17 protein-coding genes and 1 pseudogene are annotated in these 22,331 nt (G+C 67.5%); 7 read left to right on the forward strand and 11 right to left on the reverse strand.

What is annotated here, in order from left to right; all coding sequences use genetic code 11:
- Nucleotides 1-7 precede the first annotated feature (7 nt).
- On the reverse strand, nt 8-637 hold the full coding sequence (locus tag NC4_RS31200; RefSeq protein ID WP_067545562.1) for a flagellar basal body-associated FliL family protein: 630 nt from the start codon (nt 635-637) through the stop codon (nt 8-10).
- A gap of 279 nt (nt 638-916) precedes the next feature.
- Here NC4_RS31200 and NC4_RS31205 point away from each other — a divergent pair, with 279 nt between their 5' ends.
- A complete protein-coding gene (locus tag NC4_RS31205) occupies nt 917-1,678 on the forward strand; it encodes an SDR family NAD(P)-dependent oxidoreductase (protein WP_067545565.1) in 762 nt (253 codons plus the stop codon).
- Between the two features lie 7 nt (nt 1,679-1,685).
- On the opposite strand, the pseudogene NC4_RS31210 reads toward NC4_RS31205, so the two are convergent.
- The 4 genes and pseudogenes from NC4_RS31210 to NC4_RS31225 form a co-directional block, all read right to left on the reverse strand.
- Nucleotides 1,686-3,032: pseudogene (locus NC4_RS31210) on the reverse strand (lipase family protein).
- Entirely contained in the window at nt 3,029-5,086 is a 2,058-nt protein-coding gene (locus NC4_RS31215) for a helix-turn-helix transcriptional regulator (RefSeq protein ID WP_157555338.1), read from the reverse strand. Before NC4_RS31215 ends, NC4_RS31210 begins: the two are co-directional and overlap by 4 nt.
- Nucleotides 5,087-5,341: 255 nt before the next feature.
- Nucleotides 5,342-6,283 carry a beta-ketoacyl-[acyl-carrier-protein] synthase family protein gene (locus NC4_RS31220; RefSeq protein WP_067545571.1) on the reverse strand — a complete coding sequence of 314 codons (942 nt, stop codon included), beginning with the start codon at nt 6,281-6,283 and terminating at the stop codon, nt 5,342-5,344.
- Nucleotides 6,284-6,290: 7 nt separating this feature from the next.
- Nucleotides 6,291-7,337 (reverse strand): 3-oxoacyl-ACP synthase III family protein, encoded by a 1,047-nt coding sequence (locus tag NC4_RS31225; RefSeq protein ID WP_067545574.1) that lies wholly within the window; start codon nt 7,335-7,337, stop codon nt 6,291-6,293.
- A gap of 528 nt (nt 7,338-7,865) precedes the next feature.
- Between NC4_RS31225 and NC4_RS31230 the strand changes: the two genes are divergently transcribed.
- From NC4_RS31230 to NC4_RS31245, 4 genes are all read left to right on the forward strand, one after another.
- Nucleotides 7,866-9,542 (forward strand): fatty acid CoA ligase family protein, encoded by a 1,677-nt coding sequence (locus NC4_RS31230; protein ID WP_067545577.1) that lies wholly within the window; start codon nt 7,866-7,868, stop codon nt 9,540-9,542.
- Nucleotides 9,542-9,742, forward strand: coding sequence for a hypothetical protein (locus tag NC4_RS31235; protein ID WP_067545580.1), 201 nt, complete (start codon nt 9,542-9,544; stop codon nt 9,740-9,742). The genes NC4_RS31230 and NC4_RS31235 overlap by 1 nt, the downstream gene beginning before the upstream one ends.
- Entirely contained in the window at nt 9,739-10,773 is a 1,035-nt protein-coding gene (locus NC4_RS31240) for an NAD-dependent epimerase/dehydratase family protein (RefSeq protein ID WP_067545583.1), read from the forward strand. Before NC4_RS31235 ends, NC4_RS31240 begins: the two co-directional genes overlap by 4 nt.
- Nucleotides 10,774-10,922: 149 nt before the next feature.
- Nucleotides 10,923-11,687, forward strand: a complete 765-nt coding sequence (locus NC4_RS31245) for an alpha/beta fold hydrolase (protein ID WP_067545585.1) — start codon at nt 10,923-10,925, stop codon at nt 11,685-11,687.
- A gap of 23 nt (nt 11,688-11,710) precedes the next feature.
- Here NC4_RS31245 and NC4_RS31250 read toward each other — a convergent pair whose 3' ends face one another.
- Entirely contained in the window at nt 11,711-12,328 is a 618-nt protein-coding gene (locus NC4_RS31250; protein ID WP_174566908.1) for a P-loop NTPase family protein, read from the reverse strand.
- Nucleotides 12,329-12,368: 40 nt separating this feature from the next.
- Entirely contained in the window at nt 12,369-12,677 is a 309-nt protein-coding gene (gene ppnP / locus NC4_RS31255; RefSeq protein WP_067545591.1) for a pyrimidine/purine nucleoside phosphorylase, read from the reverse strand.
- Nucleotides 12,678-12,796: 119 nt separating this feature from the next.
- Here ppnP and NC4_RS31260 point away from each other — a divergent pair, with 119 nt between their 5' ends.
- Both NC4_RS31260 and NC4_RS31265 read left to right on the forward strand, forming a co-directional pair.
- Nucleotides 12,797-13,309 (forward strand): GNAT family N-acetyltransferase, encoded by a 513-nt coding sequence (locus tag NC4_RS31260; RefSeq protein ID WP_067545594.1) that lies wholly within the window; start codon nt 12,797-12,799, stop codon nt 13,307-13,309.
- Between the two features lie 125 nt (nt 13,310-13,434).
- Nucleotides 13,435-15,267 carry an alpha/beta hydrolase family protein gene (locus NC4_RS31265; RefSeq protein ID WP_067545597.1) on the forward strand — a complete coding sequence of 611 codons (1,833 nt, stop codon included), beginning with the start codon at nt 13,435-13,437 and terminating at the stop codon, nt 15,265-15,267.
- 13 nt (nt 15,268-15,280) lie between these two features.
- Here NC4_RS31265 and NC4_RS31270 read toward each other — a convergent pair whose 3' ends face one another.
- The 4 genes from NC4_RS31270 to NC4_RS31285 form a co-directional block, all read right to left on the reverse strand.
- Complete coding sequence (locus NC4_RS31270) at nt 15,281-17,641, reverse strand: RelA/SpoT family protein (RefSeq protein WP_067545601.1); 2,361 nt, start codon at nt 17,639-17,641, stop codon at nt 15,281-15,283.
- A gap of 298 nt (nt 17,642-17,939) precedes the next feature.
- Nucleotides 17,940-19,535 carry an ABC-F family ATP-binding cassette domain-containing protein gene (locus tag NC4_RS31275; RefSeq protein WP_067545604.1) on the reverse strand — a complete coding sequence of 532 codons (1,596 nt, stop codon included), beginning with the start codon at nt 19,533-19,535 and terminating at the stop codon, nt 17,940-17,942.
- 233 nt (nt 19,536-19,768) lie between these two features.
- A complete protein-coding gene (locus tag NC4_RS31280) occupies nt 19,769-20,119 on the reverse strand; it encodes a glycine zipper domain-containing protein (RefSeq protein ID WP_157555339.1) in 351 nt (116 codons plus the stop codon).
- Between the two features lie 182 nt (nt 20,120-20,301).
- The gene (locus NC4_RS31285) at nt 20,302-22,275 is read right to left on the reverse strand and encodes a peptidoglycan DD-metalloendopeptidase family protein (protein ID WP_245722058.1); all 1,974 of its coding nucleotides are present in this window, start codon (nt 22,273-22,275) and stop codon (nt 20,302-20,304) included.
- Nucleotides 22,276-22,331 lie beyond the last annotated feature (56 nt).

Raw genomic sequence — 22,331 nt, forward strand, 5'->3', positions numbered from 1 at the left:
TCTCCTCTTATCCTGCCGGGATGCCCGCGGGAGTATGGTCGCCGATCACCACGGTGGCCGTCATCTCGTTGTACGCCGCCGGGCGGTCGCTCGGACCGGAACGGACCTCCCCATTGAGTGTGCCGATGGATTGCGAAGTGTCACTGTGCGAATTGAGCGCATACAGAGCAACTCCGCCGACGACAGCTAGCAACAGGATGGCAACAATCAGGAAGACCAGGGCGAAAACCCTTCGCCCGGTGGAACGCTCGCGCGGGGCCGACGGTGCGTCAGCGACCGCGTCCAGCAGCGCGGTGGCGCGATCCACGGGCTCGCGCTCGGCTTCCTCGCTCTCCCACGGGAACTCCACCACCGTGGACCCGCGGTAGCGCAGTCGCGATGCGCCCGAGGCGGACTCGCGATCGGTCATCCAATCCGACCAGGCGCCGCTGAAATGACTGCGGCGCAGCAGCGAATCCGGGACGGGCGGAATATCCAGCTCGGGTTCGGGATCGTCGTGGATGTAGTGCGGATAGCGGGCGGGACCGTCCCCCGCGTCCAGGACGTCGTCGGCGTCGACCGGCGCGGGCGCGACCTCTCCGGCCGCGGGCTCCAGCGCGGGATACCAGCGCGAGACTTTTTTGTACGACTTCAACATTCCTCCGGTCCCCGCGGCGCCAGGCACGTCGTGCTGCATGGTGGACCCTCTCGGCGGTGGTCGTTGTCGGTTGTCGTCGGCCATGGGACGTTCCCGATCGGAAATTCTCTCGCATGTGCAGGAATCCAACGACTCGACGCGCCGCAAGGCAGACCTAAGAATCCGCGCGCGTGCGATATCAGGAGAACCGACCGCCCGTGCACACCACGCCGGAGGGGCCCTCTTCCGTCACAGCGTCTGAGAATCTACATTAACTAGAACACGTTCTATGGAGGTTGTGTGAAGACAGCAGACAATGTCGCGGTAGTGACCGGCGGCGCTTCCGGACTCGGCCTGGCCACCGTGCGCGAACTGCACGCGGCGGGCGCGAAGGTCGTCATCCTGGACCTTCCTTCATCCGACGGCAAGGCCGTGGCCGAGGAACTCCGTGCGCGGGTCGCCTCCTCGCCCGGCGACGTGACGAGCGAGGCGGACGTTACCGCCGCGTTGGATGCGGCCGCGGCTCTGGGCACACTGCGAATCACGGTGAACTGCGCCAGAATCGGCAATGCGATCAAGACGGTCGGCAAGCAGGGCGCGTTCCCGTTGGAGGCCTTCACCAGGGTCCTGAACGTTAACCTGATCGGAACATTCAACGTCATTCGACTCGCGGCCGAGAGGATCGCCGCCACCGATGAGGTGGACGGCGAACGCGGCGTCATCATCAATACCGCCTCGGTGGCGGCCTACGACGGCCAGATCGGACAAGCCGCCTATTCCGCGTCGAAGGGCGGCATCGTCGGCCTGACTCTCCCGGTCGCCCGCGATCTCGCGTCCTACAAGATCCGCGTGATGACCATTGCGCCCGGTCTCTTCCACACGCCTCTCTTTGCGACACTGCCGGATTCGGCCATCGCTGCGCTGGGCGCACAGGTTCCGCACCCCGCGCGCCTCGGCGACCCGCGCGAGTACGCCGCGCTTCCCCGGCACATCGTGGAGAACCCGATGCTCAACGGTGAGACCATCCGACTCGACGGCGCGATCCGGATGGCCCCGCGCTGACAGCACGTCAGGCGCTGCGGATCGGGCTGCCGGTCACGGTCCGCAGCAAGACCTTAGCCAGGCTCGCGTAGCCGCTCAGGGCGGCTGGCGACAAGGCGAGGGAGAGTACGGTTTTCGTGGTCGGTGCGCCGAGGGGGCGATCGGCGAAGCGATCGGCCACCCAGTTCTCCAGGAGTGGGGCGGCGAGCAGGCCGAGGCTGATGTGGCCGCCGGTCAGGTCGCGAAGGTACTGCACCGCCGTGCCGTCGGCGCGGTAGCGGTCGACCAGCCGGTCCACATTGCCGACGGAGATGATGAGGTCGTGCACACCCTAGACGGCCAGGACCGGGAAGCGCGGCGGATGGTCGCCGGGTTGCAGATCGGTGAGCACGGTGCGAATGTGCGGGAGGGTGCGCAGCGTGGCCAGGGCCGCGCCGTCGATGTCCTCCACCCGGGTCCCGGTGCCGCGCAGCAGGATCGGGATGGTGGTGCTGGTCTCGGCGCGGTCGAGCAGGGCCAGCGAGGGCATGTCGAGATGGTCGCGCAGGCCGCGATCGAGTTCGGGATAGGCCCGGCGCAGGCCCGCCAGGCACAGCGTGGACAGGCCGCCGAACAGGGATCCGTTGAGGCGGAAGAAGGTCGACTCCAGATCGCCGACGGGTGAACCGATGGCGGCGGCGATGATATTCAGTTCCGGGGCGTAGGCGGCGGCCTCCTCCGCCGCCCACACGGTGGCCAGGCCGCCGCCGGAATAGCCCTGCACGGCCGCGCGGGTATCGGGCGGGCGGCCGAGAAAGGCCAGGGTGGCGCGCAATCCGTCGAGCACGCGGTAGCCGGGTTCCCGGGGTGCGCCGAAATGGCCTGCGGTGCCGACGTGATCGGGCACCGAGATGGCCCAGCCCCGGGTCAGCGCGTGCACGATGAGCAGCAGTTCGAGCTGCGGCAGCGCGCCCAGGGCCTGCGCGCCGCAGCGAAACGCGTACGACGGCAGGCAATTCGAGGCGACGGCGTCGATGGCGCATTGATACAACACCACCGGGCGCGGGCGCGCCGGATCCGCGCCCCAGGGCAGCAGCACCGTGGTGACGGCCGCCTCGGGCCTCCCGTTCAGGTCGGTACTGCGGAACAGCACCTGCCAGGCCGAGATTCGCTGCGGAATCCGGCCCAGCGCGGCGAGTTCCACGGGCCGCGTGCGCAATATCCGGCCGGGTTTCACCCGGGTCAGCGCGCGCGGCGAGCGGTAGAACGGATCGTCCTCCGGCAGTAGCGGTTCGGGTTCATCGGACCTGTGCGCACCGGCTGCCTCCGCGTTCACCGGAGTCAACGCACCGACCGGGTTCGCCACCATGTTCTGCCCCTTTCGAACTGCTTTCATCCAACGGCGGTCCGGGTGTCGCCCGCGCCCTCCCCCGCGACCAGGGCGAAACGCAGCTCGCTGCGACGCGCGACGGACAGTTTCCGATACACCCGGGTGAGGTGCTGTTCCACCGTGCTCGTGGTGATGTCGAGCTCGGCGGCGATCTCGCGATTGCGGCGGCCGTGCGCGGCGAGTTCGGCGACGCGGCGCTCGGCGGGACTGAGCGCTTCCAGCCGCGCGGTGGCGGCGACCGGCGCGGTCGCCGGTTCCGGCAGCGGCCGCACCCCGCGCAACCGGCCGCGCAGCACCTGCGCGCCCGCGCCCTCGGCCAGCCGCGCCGCCTCGCGCAGCAGCGGGCGGGCGCGATCCACATCGCCGATGGCGCGATAGGCCTCGCTGAGATCGGTGAGCGCCGTCGCCAATTCCACCTCGTCGGCCCCGGCGCGCAGCAGCGCCACGGCCCGGCGCAGCAGTACCACCCGCCGATGCGCGTCACTGGTGGCGGCCAGCAGTCGCAGCGCGGTCCCGCCGGAGTGATGGGCCTCGGCGCCGCCGATGAGATCCAGATGCGCGGTGACGAAGGTCTGCGCCTGCCACTGCTGGCCCAGCGCGAGCCAGGCCGCCGCCAGCTCGTTGCGCCACGGCACCAGCCAGGCGAAGTCGAGATTCCACTCGTGCATGAGGTTGCCGCAGCGGCGTATGTGCCGCAGCGCGTCCTCCGCGCGCCCGGTGGCCAGGCAGTGCTCACCGTAGGCGCTCAGATACGGCAGGGCGAACCGGGATTCGAACAGGGCGCGCGGGACGGGGCGGCGCAGCTGCGCGGCCGCCTCGGCATGCTTGCCCTGGGCGGTGCAGGCGCGCACCAGCACCGCGATGGGACGGCCCACCCAGACGCCGAGATGCTCGGCGGGCACCAGATTCAGTGCGAGGGTGGCGTATTCGGCCGCGCCGGTGAGATCGCCCTTGCGCAGCAGGGTTTCCGCCCGGGCGGCGGCGAAGACGGACTGCCAGGTGGGCGCCGAGCGCGCGGCGGCCTCGGCCAGCAGTGCGGCGCACCAGGCGTCGGCGGTATCCAGCCGATCGGAATGGATGAGACAGTCCACGGCGGCGACCAGCACCTCGACGGTATCGAGGGTCAGACGGTGCCCGGCCAGAATGCGCTGGGCCGCGGCGGCGATCTCGGCGGGCGGCTGCTGGGTCCACAGCGCGATGAGCAGCTCGCTGGCCTGCCGATAGGGCGAATTCTCCTCCGCCGGATCGTATCCGCGCACCCGGGGGCGGCCGGTCAGCAGCCGCGGATGGCCCGGCACCTGGGTCGGATGGCTGTAGCGCAGCCAGGCGCACAGGAAATCCAGGCGCGCATCGGCCGGTCCGGCCTCACCGCGCCCGCGATCGATGAGGTTGAGCGCGTGATCGGCGTGCAGGGTGTAGCCGTGCCACAGCATGTGCAGCACGGTGGCGGGCAGCTCCGCGCCGGGCACCCGGCCGGTGCGCAGCGCCGCCTTGAGGCGGCCGAAATTGCGGGTGCGGTCCGATGCGTTGATGCGCCACTCCACCGTAACCAGCCGCACCGCGATGCCCGCGCGGTCGTCGGCGCGCCGGCTGGCCCGGTAGGCCAGTTCCAGGCACTGCTCGGTGCGGTCGAGTTCGTCCACGCCCGCGGCCTCGTCGGCGGCGGTGAGCAACACCCGGGCCGCCCAGGAGCCGCGGGCGTCACCGGCGGCCACCAGGTGCCTGGCCACGAGAGCGGCGGGAAATTCATTGCGGTGCAAGAGTTCCGCGGCCCGCCCGTGCAGATCGCGCGCCTCCGGCTCGGACAGGTTCGCCAGTAGCCGGGCGGCGATGGCGGGATGGGCACACCGCTCCCCCGCCAGCACGCCCGCCTCCGCCAGTTCCCCCACCACCTTCTCGATCTCCCCGAGATCCGCGTCGAGAAGCGTCGCGACGAGGCTCGCGGTGGCGGCCGGGCCCAGGACCGCCACCGCGCGGGCAATCCGTAGTCGCCGCGCATCCCCGCCAGTGAGCAATCCGGCGAGGATCTCCCCCTCCTCTTCCGGTCGTCGGGAGCGCACACCCGGGAGTGGGCGCGAACCACCGACGATCGCCATATGTTTCCGGTCCCCCCTGCTGACCGACCGCTGCATTCCAATCCCTTCATCGTTACTGATGAGCCCGACTGAGGGATGGCACGGCGAGCTGAGGTGCGCTGGAGCGGCATCATTGCAGCGGTGGACGCTCGCGGGCGTCCGGTTCAGCCGGGACACAACGTCTCCGGCAAACCACCGGCGCGCCCCACTGCCCGCTGACGGCGGTCTACCGGATGAATTTCATTCCGCGCCAGTATATTTCGAATCGGCTCCGGCGGCAGTCCGAGCGAGTTCCAGCGGCTGTGTGCGGTAGACGATCGCCGCCGCGGCGGCGTCGTCGACCGCCAGGAAGACCACCACCTGGGCATTGCCGAGCAGCCCGAGTTCGGCGGCGCCGACATAGGCGTGCACCGGGGCCGCACTATAGGGATCGCCCGCCGCGGGGTTCACCCCGGCGACCGCCGCGGAGGGGATGCCCAGCTTGTAGGCCAGCCGCTCCCGGAAACCGGGTACCGGCGCGGGCGCCAGCAACACCGCGGCGCCGGTGGCGAAATCATTGCGATCGAGCCCCTCGCCGCCCAGCAGGTCCCCCACGACCTGCGCCGCGGCCTCAAGCGGATCGCCCGTGCCGGGTTCGAGCGACAGGGCCGCGCGCCCTTCCAGACCCGCCGCGTCCAGATCCGCCCACGCGGTGGTCACGGCGTCCGGCGCCGCGGTGGTGTAGAGCCGCCCGAATCCGCCCGCCTCCGCCGAGGCGCGCAGCACCAGCGCCGCGCCGCTCGCGGTGTACGGGAAGTCCTCGCGATCGCGCTGCAGCGACGGGTGGGTGTCGCCCGCCAGCACCACGGCGTATTCGAGGTCACCGGCGGCGACGAAACAATCCACCGCCATGAGCGCGTGCACGACGCCATTGGCGCCGTTCATCAGATCGAAGGAGAACGCGGGCACATCGCCGGAGGCGTATTCCAGGCCGACCTCGAGGCGCTTCTGCAACAGCGCCGCGACGGCGGGCTCGGCGATATTGCTGTCGCGGAACACGCCCGCATTCACCACCAGGCCGATCTTGTCGGGCGACACTCCGGCCTGTTCCAGGGCTTTGCGCCCGGCACGGGCGGCCAGCTCGAAGTAGCTGGCGGTATCGGCGTCGGTGCAGACGGCCGCGGAGACGATTTCGGTTGCCATAGAAGTTTCACGCCTCCAGTCGGGAGATGGTCGCGGCCAGGTGGCCGGAGACGACACCGGATGCCTCGGGAATCAGCAGTACCTTGGAGCCCTTGGGGATTCGATCCTTGGCCAGGCTCTCGTGCAGCACCAGGAAGTGCGAGGTCGAGGCGGTATTGCCGAATTCGGCGTACACGTCCAGCAGCTGCGGCATCGGGGTGTCGAAGTGCCGCTCGGTGAGCTGAGCGATGTAGTCGATGGCCGGGCCGCTGAACTGGTGGTGCACCCAGTAGTCGAACTTCTCGCTCTCCCAGGCCAGTCCGCGCTCCTTCATGAAATCGGCCATGCGGCTGATGCCCTGCAGATAGCGGGATTCGCTGGCCAGCGCCCGGTTGTCGGTGTACATGGCGATACCGGTGGTCTTCTCACTCGGCATGCCGATGCAGTGCTCCGCGCCCGCCGAGGTGGTCATGAGCTCGATGTAGTGGATCTCGTCATTGTCGTCACCACGGTTGTCGATCACGACCGCCACCGCGGCGTCGCCCACGGTGAGCGCCGCGAACTGGGGATCGTAGGGCTGGCTGATCTCCCGGGTGGCGGTCTCGGCGATGGGCGCGATCTGTTCACCGCTGACCACCAGGCCGTTGCGCACCACGCCGGCCTTGATCATGCGGTCCAGCAGCAGGCAGCCGGTGATCATGCCCGCGCAGGCATTGGACAGATCGAAGTGCTTGGCATTCGTCGCGCCGATCTTGTTGGCCAGCATGGTGGCGAAAGACGGTGCGTAGGTGTGGGTTCCCGGTCCGTTGAAACGGGTAATGGAGACCGAGATGACGACGTCCAGATCCGCGGCGTCGTAGTCGGAATGCTCGAGGCAGTCGCCGATGGCCTGCAGGGCGAGTGCGAACGAGGATTCGTATTCTTCCGGATCGGAATTATAAACGTGGCGGTTCTTGATTCCGGTGATCCGCTCCAGGTCCAGTGCCCTTGGCACGGAAAGGCTGGCGATCACATCTTCCGTGGAGCGCACGGTGCTGGGTGTGTACGCGCCGATCGATTCGGAGCGTGTACGCATGGCCCCCTCTTCTCTGGCTTGTTTCGCGTTCGTCGAATTCTGGGGCGGCGAGTGGCAATCGGAATTCCCGAGGCCCATCCCACAGTTATCCAGAGGCCTCGATGCCGATTCGGATGCTACCGGTACTCACTGGTAACACTCCGGCCCAGCAGCCTCGCGAAACACACTGGGAACACCGGTGTTTCACTGCCTGCAACAGGGAAATCACAGGTGGGAGGTGATCTACGGATTGTTGACAGGGGTGGCGGCATAGGGGTGTAGTAGGGGTTACGCGAGAACTCGTGTCGGTACCCCGCTTCACAGCAACGCCATCCTGACACAATCCAACGATATTGTGCGACAACACATTCCCAACTCTCTCGCGGTGGCGGAACACGAGGGGTTGCGGTACCCTCACCCCCAACTGCTCATCGCATTCATCGACATTTCAGGGGGCAGTGTGTCGCATTCCGTATCCATCATTTCCGCACCCGCGGTAGCGATTGCTATTCGAATTCGCGTGCGCTCGAAATTCACCGAGGTGATGCAGTGATCAACACGACCTACTGGCGTGCACTCGACCGGTTCCGCGATATCGTCGCCGAGCATCCGGATCGGGAAGCGGTGATCTATCCGCAGGGGCGGACGAGCGCCGGGCTGCCGCAGTACACGCAGATCACCTATGCCGAGCTGGATGCGTGGTCGGATGCCATTGCGGAGAACTTCACGGCGGCGGGCGTCACCCGGGGTATGCGGACGATCGTGCTGGTCCGGCCGGGGCCGGAGCTGTACGCGGTGCTGTACGGGTTGTTCAAGATCGGGTCGGTGCCGGTGGTGATCGATCCGGGCATGGGGTTGTTCAAGATGCTGCGCTGCCTGCAGGAGGCGCAGGCGGAGGCATTCGTGGGGGTGCCGGAGGCGCAGGCGGTGCGGATCGTGTTCCGCGCCTACTTCCGCAAGGTGAAGGTGGCGGCGACGGTCGGCGGCCGATGCTATTGGCGGGGACCGACTTTGGAGAGCTGGGGCCGCAAACCCAGTGCGGCGCTGCCGGATCGGGAGCCCGAGCCCGATGACGATCCGCTGCTCATCGCCTATACGACGGGCAGCACCGGACCGGCCAAGGCGGTGGTGCTCACGCACGGCAATCTCAGCGCCATGATCGGGCAGGTGGACGCGGCGCGCGATCACATCGCGCCGGGGACTTCGCTCATCACCGCGCCGGTGGCGGGCATTCTGGAGCTGCTGCTCGGATCGCGCTGTGTGCTGCCGCCATTGATTCCCTCCAAGGTGGGCGCCACCGATCCCGTGCATGTGGTGGACGCGGTGAAGCGCTACGGGGTCAAGACCATGTTCGCCTCGCCCGCGGTGTTGATTCCGCTGCTCACGCATGTCGAGGAGACCGGCGCGAAACTGCCGACGCTGGACAGCATCTACTCCGGCGGGGCGCCTGTGCGCGATACCGTCATCGCGCGGCTGCGCAAGGTGCTGCCCACCGACGCGCGGGTGTATTCCGGGTACGGGGCCACCGAGGCGCTGCCCATGGCGACCATCGAATCCCGGGAACTGCTGGGCGATCTCGTCGAGCAGGCGCATCGCGGCAAGGGCGTGTGCGTGGGCAAGCCCGCACTGGATGTGCGGGCGCGGATCATCGCCATTACCGATGACGCGCTGCCCACCTGGGACGATGTCGAGGCGCGGTCGGCGGATCTGGCGAAGTCGCGCGGGATCGGCGAACTGGTGGTGGCGGGGCCGAATGTCAGCACCCGCTACTTCTGGCCCCAGAAGGCCAATCTCATCGGCAAGGTCGTGGACGGGGAGACGATCTGGCATCGCACCGGCGATCTGGCCTGGCTCGACGAGGAAGGCCGAATCCGGTTCTGCGGGCGCAAGAGTCAGCGCCTCGATACCGCGGACGGGCCCATGTTCACCGTGCAGGTAGAGCAGGTGTTCAATACCGTGCCGGGCGTGGCGCGCACGGCGCTGGTCGGCATCGGCGAGCGGGGGGCGCAGCGGCCGGTGCTGTGCGTCGAACTGGCAGCGGGCGCGGATCAGGCGGCCGTCGAGGGCAAGTTGCGGCGGCGGCGCGAGGAATTCGAGGTCGCGGCGCCGGTGACCGGCTTCCTCTTCCATCCCAAGTTCCCCGTCGACATCCGGCACAACGCCAAGATCGGGCGGGAGAAGCTGACGGTGTGGGCGGCCAAGCAGACCGATGCGAAGGAGAAATAATGAAACTCCTACTGCCGCGGGCGATTCAGCTGTTCGATCGGCTGCTCGTACTGGCCGGGCTGATCGTGGGCGCGCGCATGCTGCTCGGGATGGCCGCCGATGAGCTGGCCAGTCGCCGGGAACTGGAATCCGGATTGCGGGCCAAGGTGCTGACCGCCGTGCGGGCCATCGAGAACAAGAAACTGCAGGAGGCGCCGTGAAAGCCTTGGTGACGGGAGCGTCGGGCTTCCTGGGCGGTGCGCTGGCGCGGCGGTTGGTGCGCGACGGTGACTACGAGGTGGCGATTCTGGCGCGGCCCACCAGTAATCTGCGCGATCTGGAATCGGTGCTCGACAAGATCGAGGTCGTCACCGGCGATCTCGCCGACGCGGAGTCGCTGGAACGGGCGGTCGCGGGCGTCGATGTCGTCTTCCACAGTGCCGCGCGGGTGGACGAGCGCGGTACGCGCGAGCAGTTCTGGGCCGAGAATGTGGCCGCCACCTCGCTGCTGGTGAGCGCGGCGCAGGCCGGGGGCGCGTCGCGGTTCGTCTTCATCTCCAGTCCGAGCGCCCTGATGGATCGCGACGGGGGCGATCAGGTCGACGTCGACGAATCGGTGCCGTATCCGACGCGGTATCTCAACTATTACTGCGAGACGAAAGCGGCGGCCGAACGCCTGGTGCTGAAGGCGAATACCGAGGGTTTCACCACCTGTGCGCTGCGGCCGCGCGCCACCTGGGGTGCGGGCGACCGGTCCGGGCCGATCGTGCGGCTGCTGGATCGGGCCGCGGCGGGCACGCTGCCGGATCTGTCCGGCGGCAAGGACGTCTACGCCTCGCTGTGTCACATGGAGAATACTGTCGAGGCCTGTGTCAAGGCGGCTGCCAGCGACAAGGTCGGCGGCAAACCGTATTTCATCGCCGATGCCGAGACGACCAACGTGTGGCCGTTCCTCAGCCAGGTGGCGATCGATCTGGGCTATCAGCCACCGCGCCGCAAGCTCGACCCGCGTGCGGTGAGCGCGGTCGTGTGCGTGATCGAATCCCTGCGGCGCGTACCGTATCTCGCCACCCGCTGGACGCCGCCGCTGTCGCGTTATTCGGTCGCGGTCATGCCCCGGACCGGGACATACGACACCGGGGCCGCCACCAGGGATTTCGGATACCGACCGGTCGTAGATCGCGATTCGGGCATGGCTCACTTGCAATCCTGGATCAAAAGTGGGGAGTCTAACGCCGCAATAACACGCTGACCAGCAATCGGGCGCTGCCGGGCCAAAACTTGTGTTACGAGCGGTACCGGCTAGCATGGACCGTATTAACGCTCACAGCTGTGTCGATCGATGACCAGTTATGAGCGGAGATGCAGTGCCGCACCGCTACTCAATGAGGAGAGCGCCCGATGCCGGTGTTCGATTTCCACGGCGTATCAGTCGCATACGACCACGCCGGATCGGGTGATCCGATCTTGTTCCTGCACAATATCGGCGGTGACCGCCGCATCTGGACCAATCAGGTGCAGGCCCTGTCCCCCACCAACAGCGTCTACGCGATGGACCTGTTCGGCTACGGCGAATCCGATGTCCCCGCCACGGGTTACACCGTCGACAACTACGTCCGCCTGGTCTCCGACTTCATCGAGTCCAAGGACCTCCGCAACGTAACCCTCGTCGGCAATTGCTTCGGCAGCGCATTGTCCCTGCTCTACGCCCGGCAGACCCCGAAGCGCGTCCGCTCCCTGGTGCTGTGCAGCCCGCTGACCGCCGCCACCCTGCGCCCCACCCCCACCGGCTGGACCGCCCGCGCCGCCTCCCACTTCTCCCTCGACACCCTCACCAACGCGATCAGCGTCCCGGGCCTGGCCGCGAACTGGGTGGTCCGCGAACAACTCGGCCCCCGCGGCCGCAACCTCGACCCCGAAACCTTCGCCGCCCTCCGCCGCCGCTGGTCCGAACCCCGCCGCCTCCTCCCCCCGGCCGCAATCGCCCGCGACCTCCACGCCCTCTCCACCCTGGACGACTTCCACCCCACCCCCAACTTCCCACCCATCACCACAGTCTGGGCGCAAAAAACCGCATCCTCTCCGCCAAAGCAGGCGCCCACCTCAACGAATCCCTCTGCCCCGCCCGCGCCATCCGCCTCCCCGACTGCGGCCACCTGGTCATGATGGAAGACCCGGACACCGTCACCTCAGCCATCCGCTCCGCCGCCCACACCGCCCTCGCCAGCTGACCCTCGCTCATCGATCCGCGCCGCATCCGGGCACGGCCCGAGACCGGCCAGCACGGCCGCGCCTTCCCGACGGCTGCGCACCCGGATGAACTCGATATGCCCGTAGGTCGGATCACGCTGCGCCCGCAGATAGCGCTCACGATTCCTGGCGTGCGTCGTCCACGCCCAGAGAATCACCGACTGCTCGGGGTCGAGCGAGAACATATCCCGCAGCCGTTCCCGATTGCCGTTCCACAACTCGCGCCGAAAGACCCACCGCCCCACGGTCCGCGTGACGATCTGCCACATGACCAGCGAACGCGGCAGATCCAACCAGATCACCGCATCGGCTCGTCGCCACACGAGATCGCCGAGCTTCCCGTGATAGTTCCCGTCCACCACCCAGGCGTCCCCCGCGATCCGCTCCCCCACCGCCGCCCGGAACTCCGCCTCCCCCATGGCCGTCCACCCGGCCTGATGATGGATGGCATCGAGCTCCACATGCGGAATCCCCAACCGCCGCGCAATCCCCCGCGCCAGCGAACTCTTCCCCGACCCCGAAGTCCCCACCACCGAAATCCGCCGCACTGCCACCATCAGAACATCATCCCCGGCGGCAGTGGGCGGCGAGTAATCGTCAGCCGAAGTGGCAGACGTAGTGGACGGGCTCGAGGACCTCGATTCGGAACGAGGAGTTGCCGGGAACCGAGAAGGATTCGCCGCCCTTGTAGGTCTTGGGCTCGGATTCATCGGCGAGGGTGACGGTGCATTCGCCCTCGAGGAGTTCCATGATTTCCGGGGCGCCGGTGTTGAACGTCAGGGTCGCGGGGAGGATGACGCCTACGGACTTGGTGGTGCCGTCGGCCAGTTCGATGTTGTGGCTGACGCACTTGCCGTCGAAGTAGACGTTGGCCTTCTTGGTGACGGTGACGTTCTCGAACTTCATGCTGGCGGGGAGCCTATCGGTTGGGGACATGCCCTGGCGGGCGGTCGCGAACTCGCTGATCGTAGCGGGGGGCCTTCGCTGCGCTCGGCTACAGGGCGGGGAAGACGTAGGTTGGGGGGATGACTGTGCTGGAGACTGCGCGAATTCGGTTGCGGCCGTGGACTTCTGGTGAGGCTGATATCGCATTGTGGCTGGAGCTGCATGCGGATGAGCGGGTGTCGGAGTTCGTGGGGCGGTATACGCGGGAGAGTGCTGCCGAGCGGCTGACCGGGATGGAGAAGCAGTGGGCCGAGCGGGGGCACGGGCAGTTCGTGCTCGAATCGCGGGTGGACGGGAGCTTTGTCGGGCGGGCGGGGCTGAATTATTGGGAGCAGTTCGACGAGGTCGAGGCGGCGTGGACGCTGCATGCCGACGCGTGGGGGCGGGGGTATGCGACCGAGGCGGCGGCGGCCTTCTTGGAATGGGGATTCCGGACCCTGGATGTGCCGTACATCACGGCCATGATCAGGCCACACAATGAGCGCTCGCTGCGCGTCGCCGGTCGGATGGGGTTCACCGAGTTGCGACGGGATGTACTGTTCGGCAATCCGGTGATCGTGCACTCCCGGGCGCGGGAGAGCGCCGGGTCGTAGAGCTGCCGGTTGCCGAAGTGGCGTGAACAGTCACAACTCTGGCCGCGACGGTCACGGACAGCGGGCGGGTCCGGACGTACAGTCGAGGTCTGCTTTGTGACCACTGTCACACCCGAGGATGCCTGATGAAGATGCCGAATCGACTGCGCACCAAGCGGATCGGTGTGGTCGCCGTGGCGGCGGCACTGGTGCTGGCGCTGACAGGACCGGCGCTGGCGGATCCGGTGGCCGGGGAGCCGCCCGTGGCGGATACGCCGACGGTGGGCACGCAGGTGGATCCGGTGTACGTGGTGCAGAACCTGCTCATGCTGTTGCAGGGGTACGGGCGGGATTGGACCGATCCCGCGCTGATGCAGTTCTGGTTGCAGCATTTCGGGAGTCTGCCGGGGCGGGCGGGGCAGAGTTTGGGGGCGATGCTGGAGCCGGGGCAGTATCAGGGCGAGGAGGGGCAGCAGCGGTTGCGGGATACCGTGCAGAAGCTGATCGACGACACCTTGCATTTCCTGCCGAATCTGGCGGGCGCGCAGCTGGCGCCGGGGGATCCGCGGTATGTGCCGGATTGGAACGGGAACGGCGTGTTCGGCGAGGTCGCCGACAATTCCTTGGATGGTGATGCGCTGGACGTGGATTCGGCGGGGAATGTGGGTGCGGTGGCGCGGTTCCGGTACCCGTGCGTGGAGCCGGGCGATGTGGTGCTGTACGAAAACCGGGACGGCACTTGCGTTCCCGGGGATGCGCCGGGCGCGGATTTCAAGTTCGGTGAGGCACGCAAGATTCAGATCGTGAACGCGCGGGGCATGCGGCTGGCGGCGACGATCATGCTGCCGGAGGAGGCGCTCGACCCGGCGCCGGGACGCACCTTCCCGATGACGGTGTTCAGCGATGGGGCGATCGCCTTGCAGTCCACCTATTACGCGTGGTCGATGCAGGCGGTGCGGCGCGGGTACATCGCGCCCACGTACGACGAAGCGGGACAGGGCGCCAGCGACGGCACCGCCTTGGATCTCGTCATTCCCTACAACACCCCGCACTGCTTCGCGTCCGGCACGTGCCGCGATATCGAGGACGTCATGCGCTGGGTGGTGGGCGAGGACATTCTGCCCGCGCCCGATACGCAGACCCTGCTCGGCGACACGTCGAGCCTGGTGAATTTCTGGAATACCGTGCATATTCCGCGCCTCGGGCAGCGCTACGACCCGGCTTACGCTCCGGTAGGCGACAATTCACCCAACCCCATCCGGGACCTGTTCGATACCAACAGGATCGGGGTGTGGGGCCAGTCCATGGGATCCATCGCCACCAGCCACTACCTGTGGTCGGTCGGACAGGGCCAGGGTATGGACGGCCGCCCGGTGCCGAAACCCGCCGCAGCGGTCCTGCTGTCCGGATTCGAGCCCTCACTAGCTGATGTGCCGACCCAGATCCAGACCTCCGACAACGACATCCCCGGCCTCACCAGCGGCGGCATCTTCCCGGTCAACGACTTCGACTTCTTCGGCGCGCACATCGGTTTCGATCCCACCGACGGCGCCCTCGGCGGCAAGTCCTGGTACGACTGGATCCGCCGCAACCGCACCGGCACCGCACCCCTGCAATTCCTGACCCTGGAGGGCGGCAGCCACTACGACACCGTCGGCGTCGGCATGCTCTTCCCTCGCACCCTGGAATCCTGGCGCACCTCGATCAACTACTCCGTCGACTGGTTCGACTGCAATATCGAGAAGGACGCCGACGCGTGCGCCCGCGTGGTCACCCCCGACCCGCTCATGTCCAAAGCCGTTGCGGTCGAGGTCTCCCCGCAGGGCCCGTCCGGCCCGAGCTACTGCGTGACGGTGCCCAGCCAGCAGACCCTCGTCACGTTGCTGCTCGGCCCGCTCAAGACCTTCCTCAGCAGCATCTACGGCGAGCCCGCGCCGCAACCGTGCGTCGCGGGCCAGCCGATTCCCTTGTATCCGTGAGGATTCCCGCCGGTCAGGCCGCCGAGGTCACGCGGTAGACGTCGTAGACGCCTTCCACATTGCGGACCACATTGAGCAAGTGGCCGAGATGCTTGGGATCGCCCATCTCGAAGGTGAACTTCGAAATGGCCACGCGGTCACCGAAAGTCGTCACCGCCGCCGAGAGGATGTTCACCTTCTCGTCGGCGAGGACCTTGGTGACATCCGAGAGCAGGCGGGTGCGGTCGAGGGCCTCGATCTGAATGGCGACCAGGAACACCGAGGACGGCGACGGGGCCCATTTGACTTCGATGATCCGTTCCGGTTCCGCGCGCAGCGAATCCGCGTTGGTGCAGTCGGTGCGGTGCACGCTGACCGCGCCGCCGCGGGTCACGAAGCCCATGATCTCGTCGCCGGGGACCGGCGTGCAGCACTTGGCCAGTTTGGACACCGTGCTGGGCGCGCCCGGAATCTCCACGCCCGCACCGCCGGTGAGCCGCTGCCGCGACGGCACCGTGGACGGGGTGGAGCGTTCGGCGAGCTCGTTCTCGACATCGCTGACCCCGCCGAGCTGCGCCATGAGCCGCTGCACCACATGGTGCGCCGACACCTGGTTCTCACCGACCGCGGCGTACAGCGCCGAAATGTCGGTGTAGTGCAGTTCGTGGGCGAGCGCCGTCATGGCGTCCACGCTCATCAACCGCTGCAGCGGCAGACCCGAGCGCCGGACCTCCTTGGAGATCTGGTCCTTACCGGCCTCGAGGGCCTCCTCGCGGCGTTCCTTGGCGAACCACTGCCGGATCTTGGCCTTGGCGCGCGGCGACACCACGAAGTTCTGCCAGTCGCGGCTGGGCCCGGCGTTCTGCGCCTTGGAGGTGAAGATCTCGACGACCTCACCGTTCTCCAGCTGCCGTTCCAGCGCGACGAGACGACCGTTGACGCGCGCGCCGATGCAGCGATGCCCGACCTCGGTGTGCACGGCATAAGCGAAGTCCACCGGGGTGGACTTCTGCGGAAGCGTGATGACATCGCCCTTGGGCGTGAACACGAATATCTCGGGCGATTTCAGGTCGAAGCGCAGCGATTCCAGGAACTCCGCCGGATCCGCCGCCTCCCGCTGCCAGTCGAGGAGCTGGCGCATCCACGCCATATCGTCGACCTCGGTGGAGTCGTTGGAATGCTTGCCGCGGGTCTCCTTGTACCGCCAGTGCGCGGCAATGCCGAATTCCGCGGTGCGGTGCATGTCCTGGGTGCGGATCTGCACTTCCAGCGGCTTGCCGTCGGGACCGACGACCGTGGTGTGCAGCGACTGGTAGACGCCGTAGCGCGGCTGGGCGATGTAGTCCTTGAACCGCCCCGCCATGGGCTGCCACAGCGAGTGCACCACGCCGACCGCGGCATAGCAGTCGCGCACCTCGTCGCAGAGGATGCGAATGCCGACTAGGTCGTGGATATCGTCGAAGTCCTTACCCTTGACGATCATCTTCTGATAGATGGACCAGTAGTGCTTGGGCCGACCCTCGACGATCGCTTGGATGCGGCTGGCCTGCAGAGTGTTGACGATCTCGGCCCGCACCTTCGCCAGATAGGTGTCGCGCGAGGGCGCGCGATCGGCCACCAGGCGCACGATCTCGTCGTACTTCTTGGGATGCAGGATCGCGAAGGCGAGGTCCTCGAGCTCCCATTTGACGGTCGCCATACCCAGCCGGTGCGCCAGCGGCGCGATCACCTCGAGGGTTTCGCGGGCCTTCTTGGCCTGCTTCTCCGGCGGCAGGAACCGCATGGTGCGCATATTGTGCAGCCGGTCGGCGACCTTGATCACCAGCACGCGCGGATCCCGCGCCATGGCGATGATCATCTTGCGAATGGTCTCGGCCTCGGCCGCGGCGCCCAGATTGACCTTGTCCAGCTTGGTCACGCCGTCGACCAGGTGCGCGACCTCCTGACCGAATTCGTTGGTCAGATCCTCGAGCGCGTAGCCCGTGTCCTCCACGGTGTCGTGCAGCAGCGCCGCCACCAGCGTGGTGGTATCCATGCCGAGCTCGGCCAGAATATTCGCGACCGCCAGCGGATGGGTGATGTAGGGATCACCGGACTTCCGGAACTGATGCTGGTGCTTCTCGTCGGCGACATCGAAAGCCCGTTGCAGCAGAGCCAGATTCGCCTTCGGATACAACTCCCGGTGCACGGTGGCCAAGGGCTCCAGCACCGGCTTCACGGCCGCGATCCCACGCTGGCCTGTCATCCGCCGCGCCAGCCGCGCGCGCACCCGGCGCGATGCGGAAGTGGGCACGGCCGTAGGGGCATTACGCGGCGGCGTACCACCGGGCTGCGGGGCGGCGGAGTCGCCGTTACCCGATTGCCCGGCATTCGCCTTTTCCAGGTTCTGCGTCATGCCACCACCTCTCCGGCCTCGATCGGGTTACCCTATCGGACCGTTCAACCTCCCAGACCACCCACTTTAGTCCGAGATCCGTTTCGAGAACGGGACGCGGATCCGCCCCGGTCGGGCGCGGGTCGGGGATTGAACGATACTCGCTACCGGAGACACTTCGAGGCCGCATTGCGTCCGGATTGCTCCGGGTGCGCATTCGCGCCGCGAACCGGTCGTCGCACCCCTACCGGCCGGTTCGCACAGCGGTGCGGGGCCCCCTATTAATAGGAGACCCCGCACACGTCGTGCGCCGCCGCGACTAACCGACCGGGATGTCGGTGAGCCCGTCCGCGGACAGGTCGATCCGGCGGGTGACCCCGATCTCGGCGAGGAATCGCGGGTCGTGGCTGACCACGATCAGCGCCCCCTGTAAGCTCGCCAGCGCCTCGGTGAGATGGCGCAGGCTCGGCAGATCCAGGTTGTTGGTCGGCTCGTCGAGCAGCAGCAGCTTCGGCGCGGGCTCGGCCAGCAGCAGCATGGCCAGCGCCGCCCGCAGGCGTTCACCGCCCGACAGCGCCCCGGCGAGGACGTCGGCGTCGCCGCCCCGGAACAGGAAGCGGGCCAGCTGCCCCCGGATCCGTTCGGGTAGTGCGTGCGGCGCGGTGGCGGCCACATTCTCGAAGACCGACTTGTCCTCGTCGAAGATGTCCAGCCGCTGCGGCAGCATCCGGAAGGGCACCTTCGGCGATTCCGCGCAGATGCAGTGCAGAAGTGTGGTTTTCCCGGCGCTATTGCGCCCGGTGAGGGCGATGCGCTCCGGACCGTTCACCTTCAGGGTCACCACCGGCCCATTGGCCAGCACCGCCTCCTCCAGCTTCAGCACATCCTGCCCCGGATACACGCGGGTATCGGGCAGATCGACCCGGATCTCCCGGTCGTCGCGCAATTTCTCCTGCGCCTGGGTCAGCACATCCTTCGCATCGTCGAGTTTGCCGATGTGGTTGTTGCGCAGTTTGCCCGCCGACACCTGCGCCTGCCGTTTGCGTTCGGACATGACGATCTTGGGTTCCCGTTTCTGGTCCCACATCTTCTGCCCGTACCGCAAACGCAGGTCGAGCTTGATCCGCGCCTCGACCAGTTCCCGCGCCTGCTTCTTGACATCGCTGCGCGCATCCCGCACCGCCGCCCGCGCGGCCTCCTGCTCGGCCTCGATGATCCGCTCGTAGGCGCTGAAATTGCCGCCGAACAACCGGATCTCGCCCTGCCGCAGCTCGGCGATGGCATCGACCCGCTCCAGCAACTCGCGGTCGTGACTGACCGTCAGCACGGTTCCGGAGAACTGCCCCACCACGTCGTAGAGCCGTTCGCGCGCAACCAGATCCAGATTGTTGGTCGGTTCGTCCAGCAGCAGCACATCCGGCTCGCGCAGCAGTTCGGCGACCAGGCCGAGCAGCACCGTCTCACCGCCGGAGAGGGTATCCAACCGGCGATCCAGCTGCCCGGTATCGCTTGCGACATAATGCAATCCGAGCCGCCCGAGCAGCGCCACCGCGCGTTCTTCGATATCCCAGGCACTGCCCACGATATCGAAGTCGCCCTCGATGATATCACCGGATTCGTTGCGGTGCAATGCTTTCCGAATATCGGCGATCCCAAGCACCTCATCGACGCGCTGCCCGGCCGAGAGCCCGAGATCCTGGCGCAGATACCCCAGCCGCCCGGGCACCGTGATCGACCCGCTGAGCGGGCGCAGCTCGCCGGTGATCAGCCGGAAGAGAGTGGATTTACCAGCGCCATTGGCGCCGACCAGCCCGAGATGACCCGATCTCAGGACAGCGTCGAGCCCCTCGAACACGGGGGTGCCGTCCGGCCACGCGAAGGTGAGATCGGACATGGAAACAACAGGAAATGACATACGGACTCCTACCGGTAATCGCGAAAAAATGCGGCGCGCATGATGCGGGCCACTCGGCGGTTACCTCAGGAAATCAACGCATTGTCTCCGATCAACGGGGATGTGAACGACATTCACGGTAGCGAACGCCAACGCGACTGTGCAAGTGCGAATCCCGTGTGAAGGCGGTCACCCCGCCCGGGACGGCTCGCCGCCGGGCGCGGCGAGCCGTCTCGGATGGCGGATGTCGAGGGTCAGTCCGGGACCTGCCAGCAGCCCAGGGGCGGGCCCGGCGGGTAGGTCATCGTGTATCCGACGGCCGCGCCGATGGCGGCGCCGATCAAGGCGCCCGGGAGGGCGCTGCCCGTGCCGCCGATGACGCCGCCGACCAGGGCGCCGATCATGGCGTTGCATTGGCGGGTGATCAATTCCTGCTCGGCGGCATCGACGGGAGTGGTGCCCGGTGGAGTGGAATTGTCCTGGACGGCGACTCCGGAGGGATCGGTGACGGGGAGTCCATCCGTATCCGCGCCTGCGACGCCCGCCGTGAGACATATGGCGCCGATGCTGAGCACGGCGGTTGCTGCAAATCGTTTGATTCTCATCGCTCCTCTTTCCGTGCTGGTCGGAGCGGCTGTCGGCACACTGATTTCGGCAGCCGGATAGCAAATTCATGGTTACCAGAGTCAGTGGTGATTCATCCTGTTTCGAGGATTTCGTAATCACTCGGGTATTGGGTCGTGACCGGCATTCTCCGATGAAATGCGCGGCAATGTGCTACGGGCGATTACTGGCCGATTCGGCGGGCTTTCATGCCATTGAGGAGGGGCACCTCGGCGACCTTGGCATTGGGTTCCGCGTGCAGCATGCGGCCGTTGCCCAGATAGATGCCGACGGTGGCGGGACCGCGGTCGCCGAAATTGCCGAAGACCAGGTCACCGGCCTGCGCTTTGAGCAGCGGGACCTCCACGCCCTGCTCCCACTGCTGCTCGGCGGTGGTGGGCAGGGTGATGGTGCCGCCGCTGGCGGCGAAGACCGCGGCGGCGGTGAATCCGGCCTCGTCGAAGCCGCCGCCGGTGGGGCCCTGCGGGCCGCCGCCGCCGAATACGTAGGGGGTGCCGCGCCAGTCGTCGGCGGCCTCCACGACCTGCGGGCCGAGATCCTCGGCGGCGTCGGGGATGAAGCGCCCGCCGCTGCCCATACTGCGGAAACCCGCTTCGGCCGCAAGAATTCTCGCGACATAGGGGCGGGTTTCGCTGAAGTGGGCGGCGTACTGGTTGGGCATGCCGCCGGAGGCCAGCACCGCGCCCTCACCGGCGTTGTAGGCGGCGACGGTGAGTTCGGTGAGATCACCGCTGACCTTGCCCTCTTCCAGCCAGCCCTGCACGGTGGCGGCAATGGTGCACATATAGCGGCCCTGGCCGATGATGGCGTCACCGTCGTCCCACACGCTGGCCACGCCATTGCCGTCGGCGTCGATCACATAGGGCTGGCCGTCGGGGGCCAGCGATGCCGCCGTACCGGGCAGGAACTGGGCCAGCCCCTGCGCGCCCGCCGGGGAGGTCAGGCCGCGGCGGAAGCCGGATTCGGCCTGGCCCTGGGCGGCCAGCAACGAGGAGGAGATCTGCGGGCACAGCGATCCGGCGCGGCGGTACCAGACCTCGAGCTCGGGCGGCACCTTACCGGACGCGAGATTGCCGCCCGCGGTGCCGAATCCATTGTCGCAGTGGGGCGTACTGGGCACGGGCAGGCTGGACCCGGGCAGCCAGGCGATCGGATCGACCTGGGAGCCGCCGGTGAGGCGGCCGCCGGGCACGACCTCGAAATGCAGGTGCGGGCAGGAGGATTCGCCGTCGTTGCCGACATCGGCGATGTGCTGGCCCATGGTCACCACATCGCCGACCTTCACGAAGATCTCCGAGACGTACATGTGCCCGTAGACGGTCGAATAGCGGCGGGCGCTCTCGTCGAGGGAGTCGATGACCACCCAGTTGCCGAAGCCCGACGCCGCGCCGGAGGCTACCACGAGACCGTCGGAGGCGGCATAGATCGGCGTTCCCGAGGCGGCCGCCATATCGATGCCCAGATGGTGCCCGCCGCGCGCGCCGAACACATCGGAGATGGTGAAAGTCCCTGCGGCCATAGGGTATTGGCGACGACCCAGACCCTCGAGCAGACCCGCCTCGTTGACCGCGGCATTCTGCGCGGCCAGCGAGACGCTCGGCGCGACGGTCGAGGTGGCCACGGCCGCCTTGACGGTCATCTGCACACGGTCCTGATGATTGCGCGCCGCGTCCCCGCGATCCTCGAGGGGACGCCACTGAATGCCCGCGGCCGCGTCGGGAGTCCAGCTGCGCTGCTTCCAGATCACGTACTCGATCCCGAACGCGGCGGTGTTCTCCTGCAGGAAGGACACGATCTGCTCGCCCTTGGCCTGATCCTCGCCGACAATGAACTCCACCGCGCGACCCGCGCGATGATCGGGATAGTCGTCGTCGGCAATGACCCCGCGCATATCCATCAACCCGAATCGGGCCACCACACAGCGCAGTGCGCGCAGGGCGCCGTCCTGCAACCCGTCCTCGGCCGGTGATCCGGTGGCGGGGCAATTGGGTTCGGTGCGCGCGGTGGTGGCGGCGGGAATCATCGGCGAACCCGGCGCGCACACCTCTTCGGTGGCGGGCAGGATGATCACGAGAACCAGCGTGACCAGCGCCAAGGCGGTGCCGAACACCGCGCCCACAATGACCTTGGGCCTCACGCCCGAACGCTCCCGGCTGCCGCGGTCATCACCCGGACATCATGCCATGTCTCGCG

This window comes from Nocardia crassostreae (assembly GCF_001613405.1).
GTDB classification, from domain to species: domain Bacteria; phylum Actinomycetota; class Actinomycetes; order Mycobacteriales; family Mycobacteriaceae; genus Nocardia; species Nocardia crassostreae.

Bases quoted from the DNA above. Each gene is read 5' to 3' on its own strand.
- NC4_RS31200 (WP_067545562.1), bottom strand. From the start codon at position 637: ATGTTGAAGTCGTACAAAAAAGTCTCGCGCTGGTATCCCGCGCTGGAG.
- NC4_RS31220 (WP_067545571.1), bottom strand. From the start codon at position 6,283: ATGGCAACCGAAATCGTCTCCGCGGCCGTCTGCACCGACGCCGATACC.
- NC4_RS31225 (WP_067545574.1), bottom strand. From the start codon at position 7,337: ATGCGTACACGCTCCGAATCGATCGGCGCGTACACACCCAGCACCGTG.
- NC4_RS31235 (WP_067545580.1), top strand. From the start codon at position 9,542: ATGAAACTCCTACTGCCGCGGGCGATTCAGCTGTTCGATCGGCTGCTC.
- NC4_RS31245 (WP_067545585.1), top strand. From the start codon at position 10,923: ATGCCGGTGTTCGATTTCCACGGCGTATCAGTCGCATACGACCACGCC.
- NC4_RS31250 (WP_174566908.1), bottom strand. From the start codon at position 12,328: ATGGTGGCAGTGCGGCGGATTTCGGTGGTGGGGACTTCGGGGTCGGGG.
- ppnP (WP_067545591.1), bottom strand. From the start codon at position 12,677: ATGAAGTTCGAGAACGTCACCGTCACCAAGAAGGCCAACGTCTACTTC.
- NC4_RS31260 (WP_067545594.1), top strand. From the start codon at position 12,797: ATGACTGTGCTGGAGACTGCGCGAATTCGGTTGCGGCCGTGGACTTCT.
- NC4_RS31265 (WP_067545597.1), top strand. From the start codon at position 13,435: ATGAAGATGCCGAATCGACTGCGCACCAAGCGGATCGGTGTGGTCGCC.
- NC4_RS31270 (WP_067545601.1), bottom strand. From the start codon at position 17,641: ATGACGCAGAACCTGGAAAAGGCGAATGCCGGGCAATCGGGTAACGGC.
- NC4_RS31275 (WP_067545604.1), bottom strand. From the start codon at position 19,535: ATGTCATTTCCTGTTGTTTCCATGTCCGATCTCACCTTCGCGTGGCCG.
- NC4_RS31280 (WP_157555339.1), bottom strand. From the start codon at position 20,119: ATGAGAATCAAACGATTTGCAGCAACCGCCGTGCTCAGCATCGGCGCC.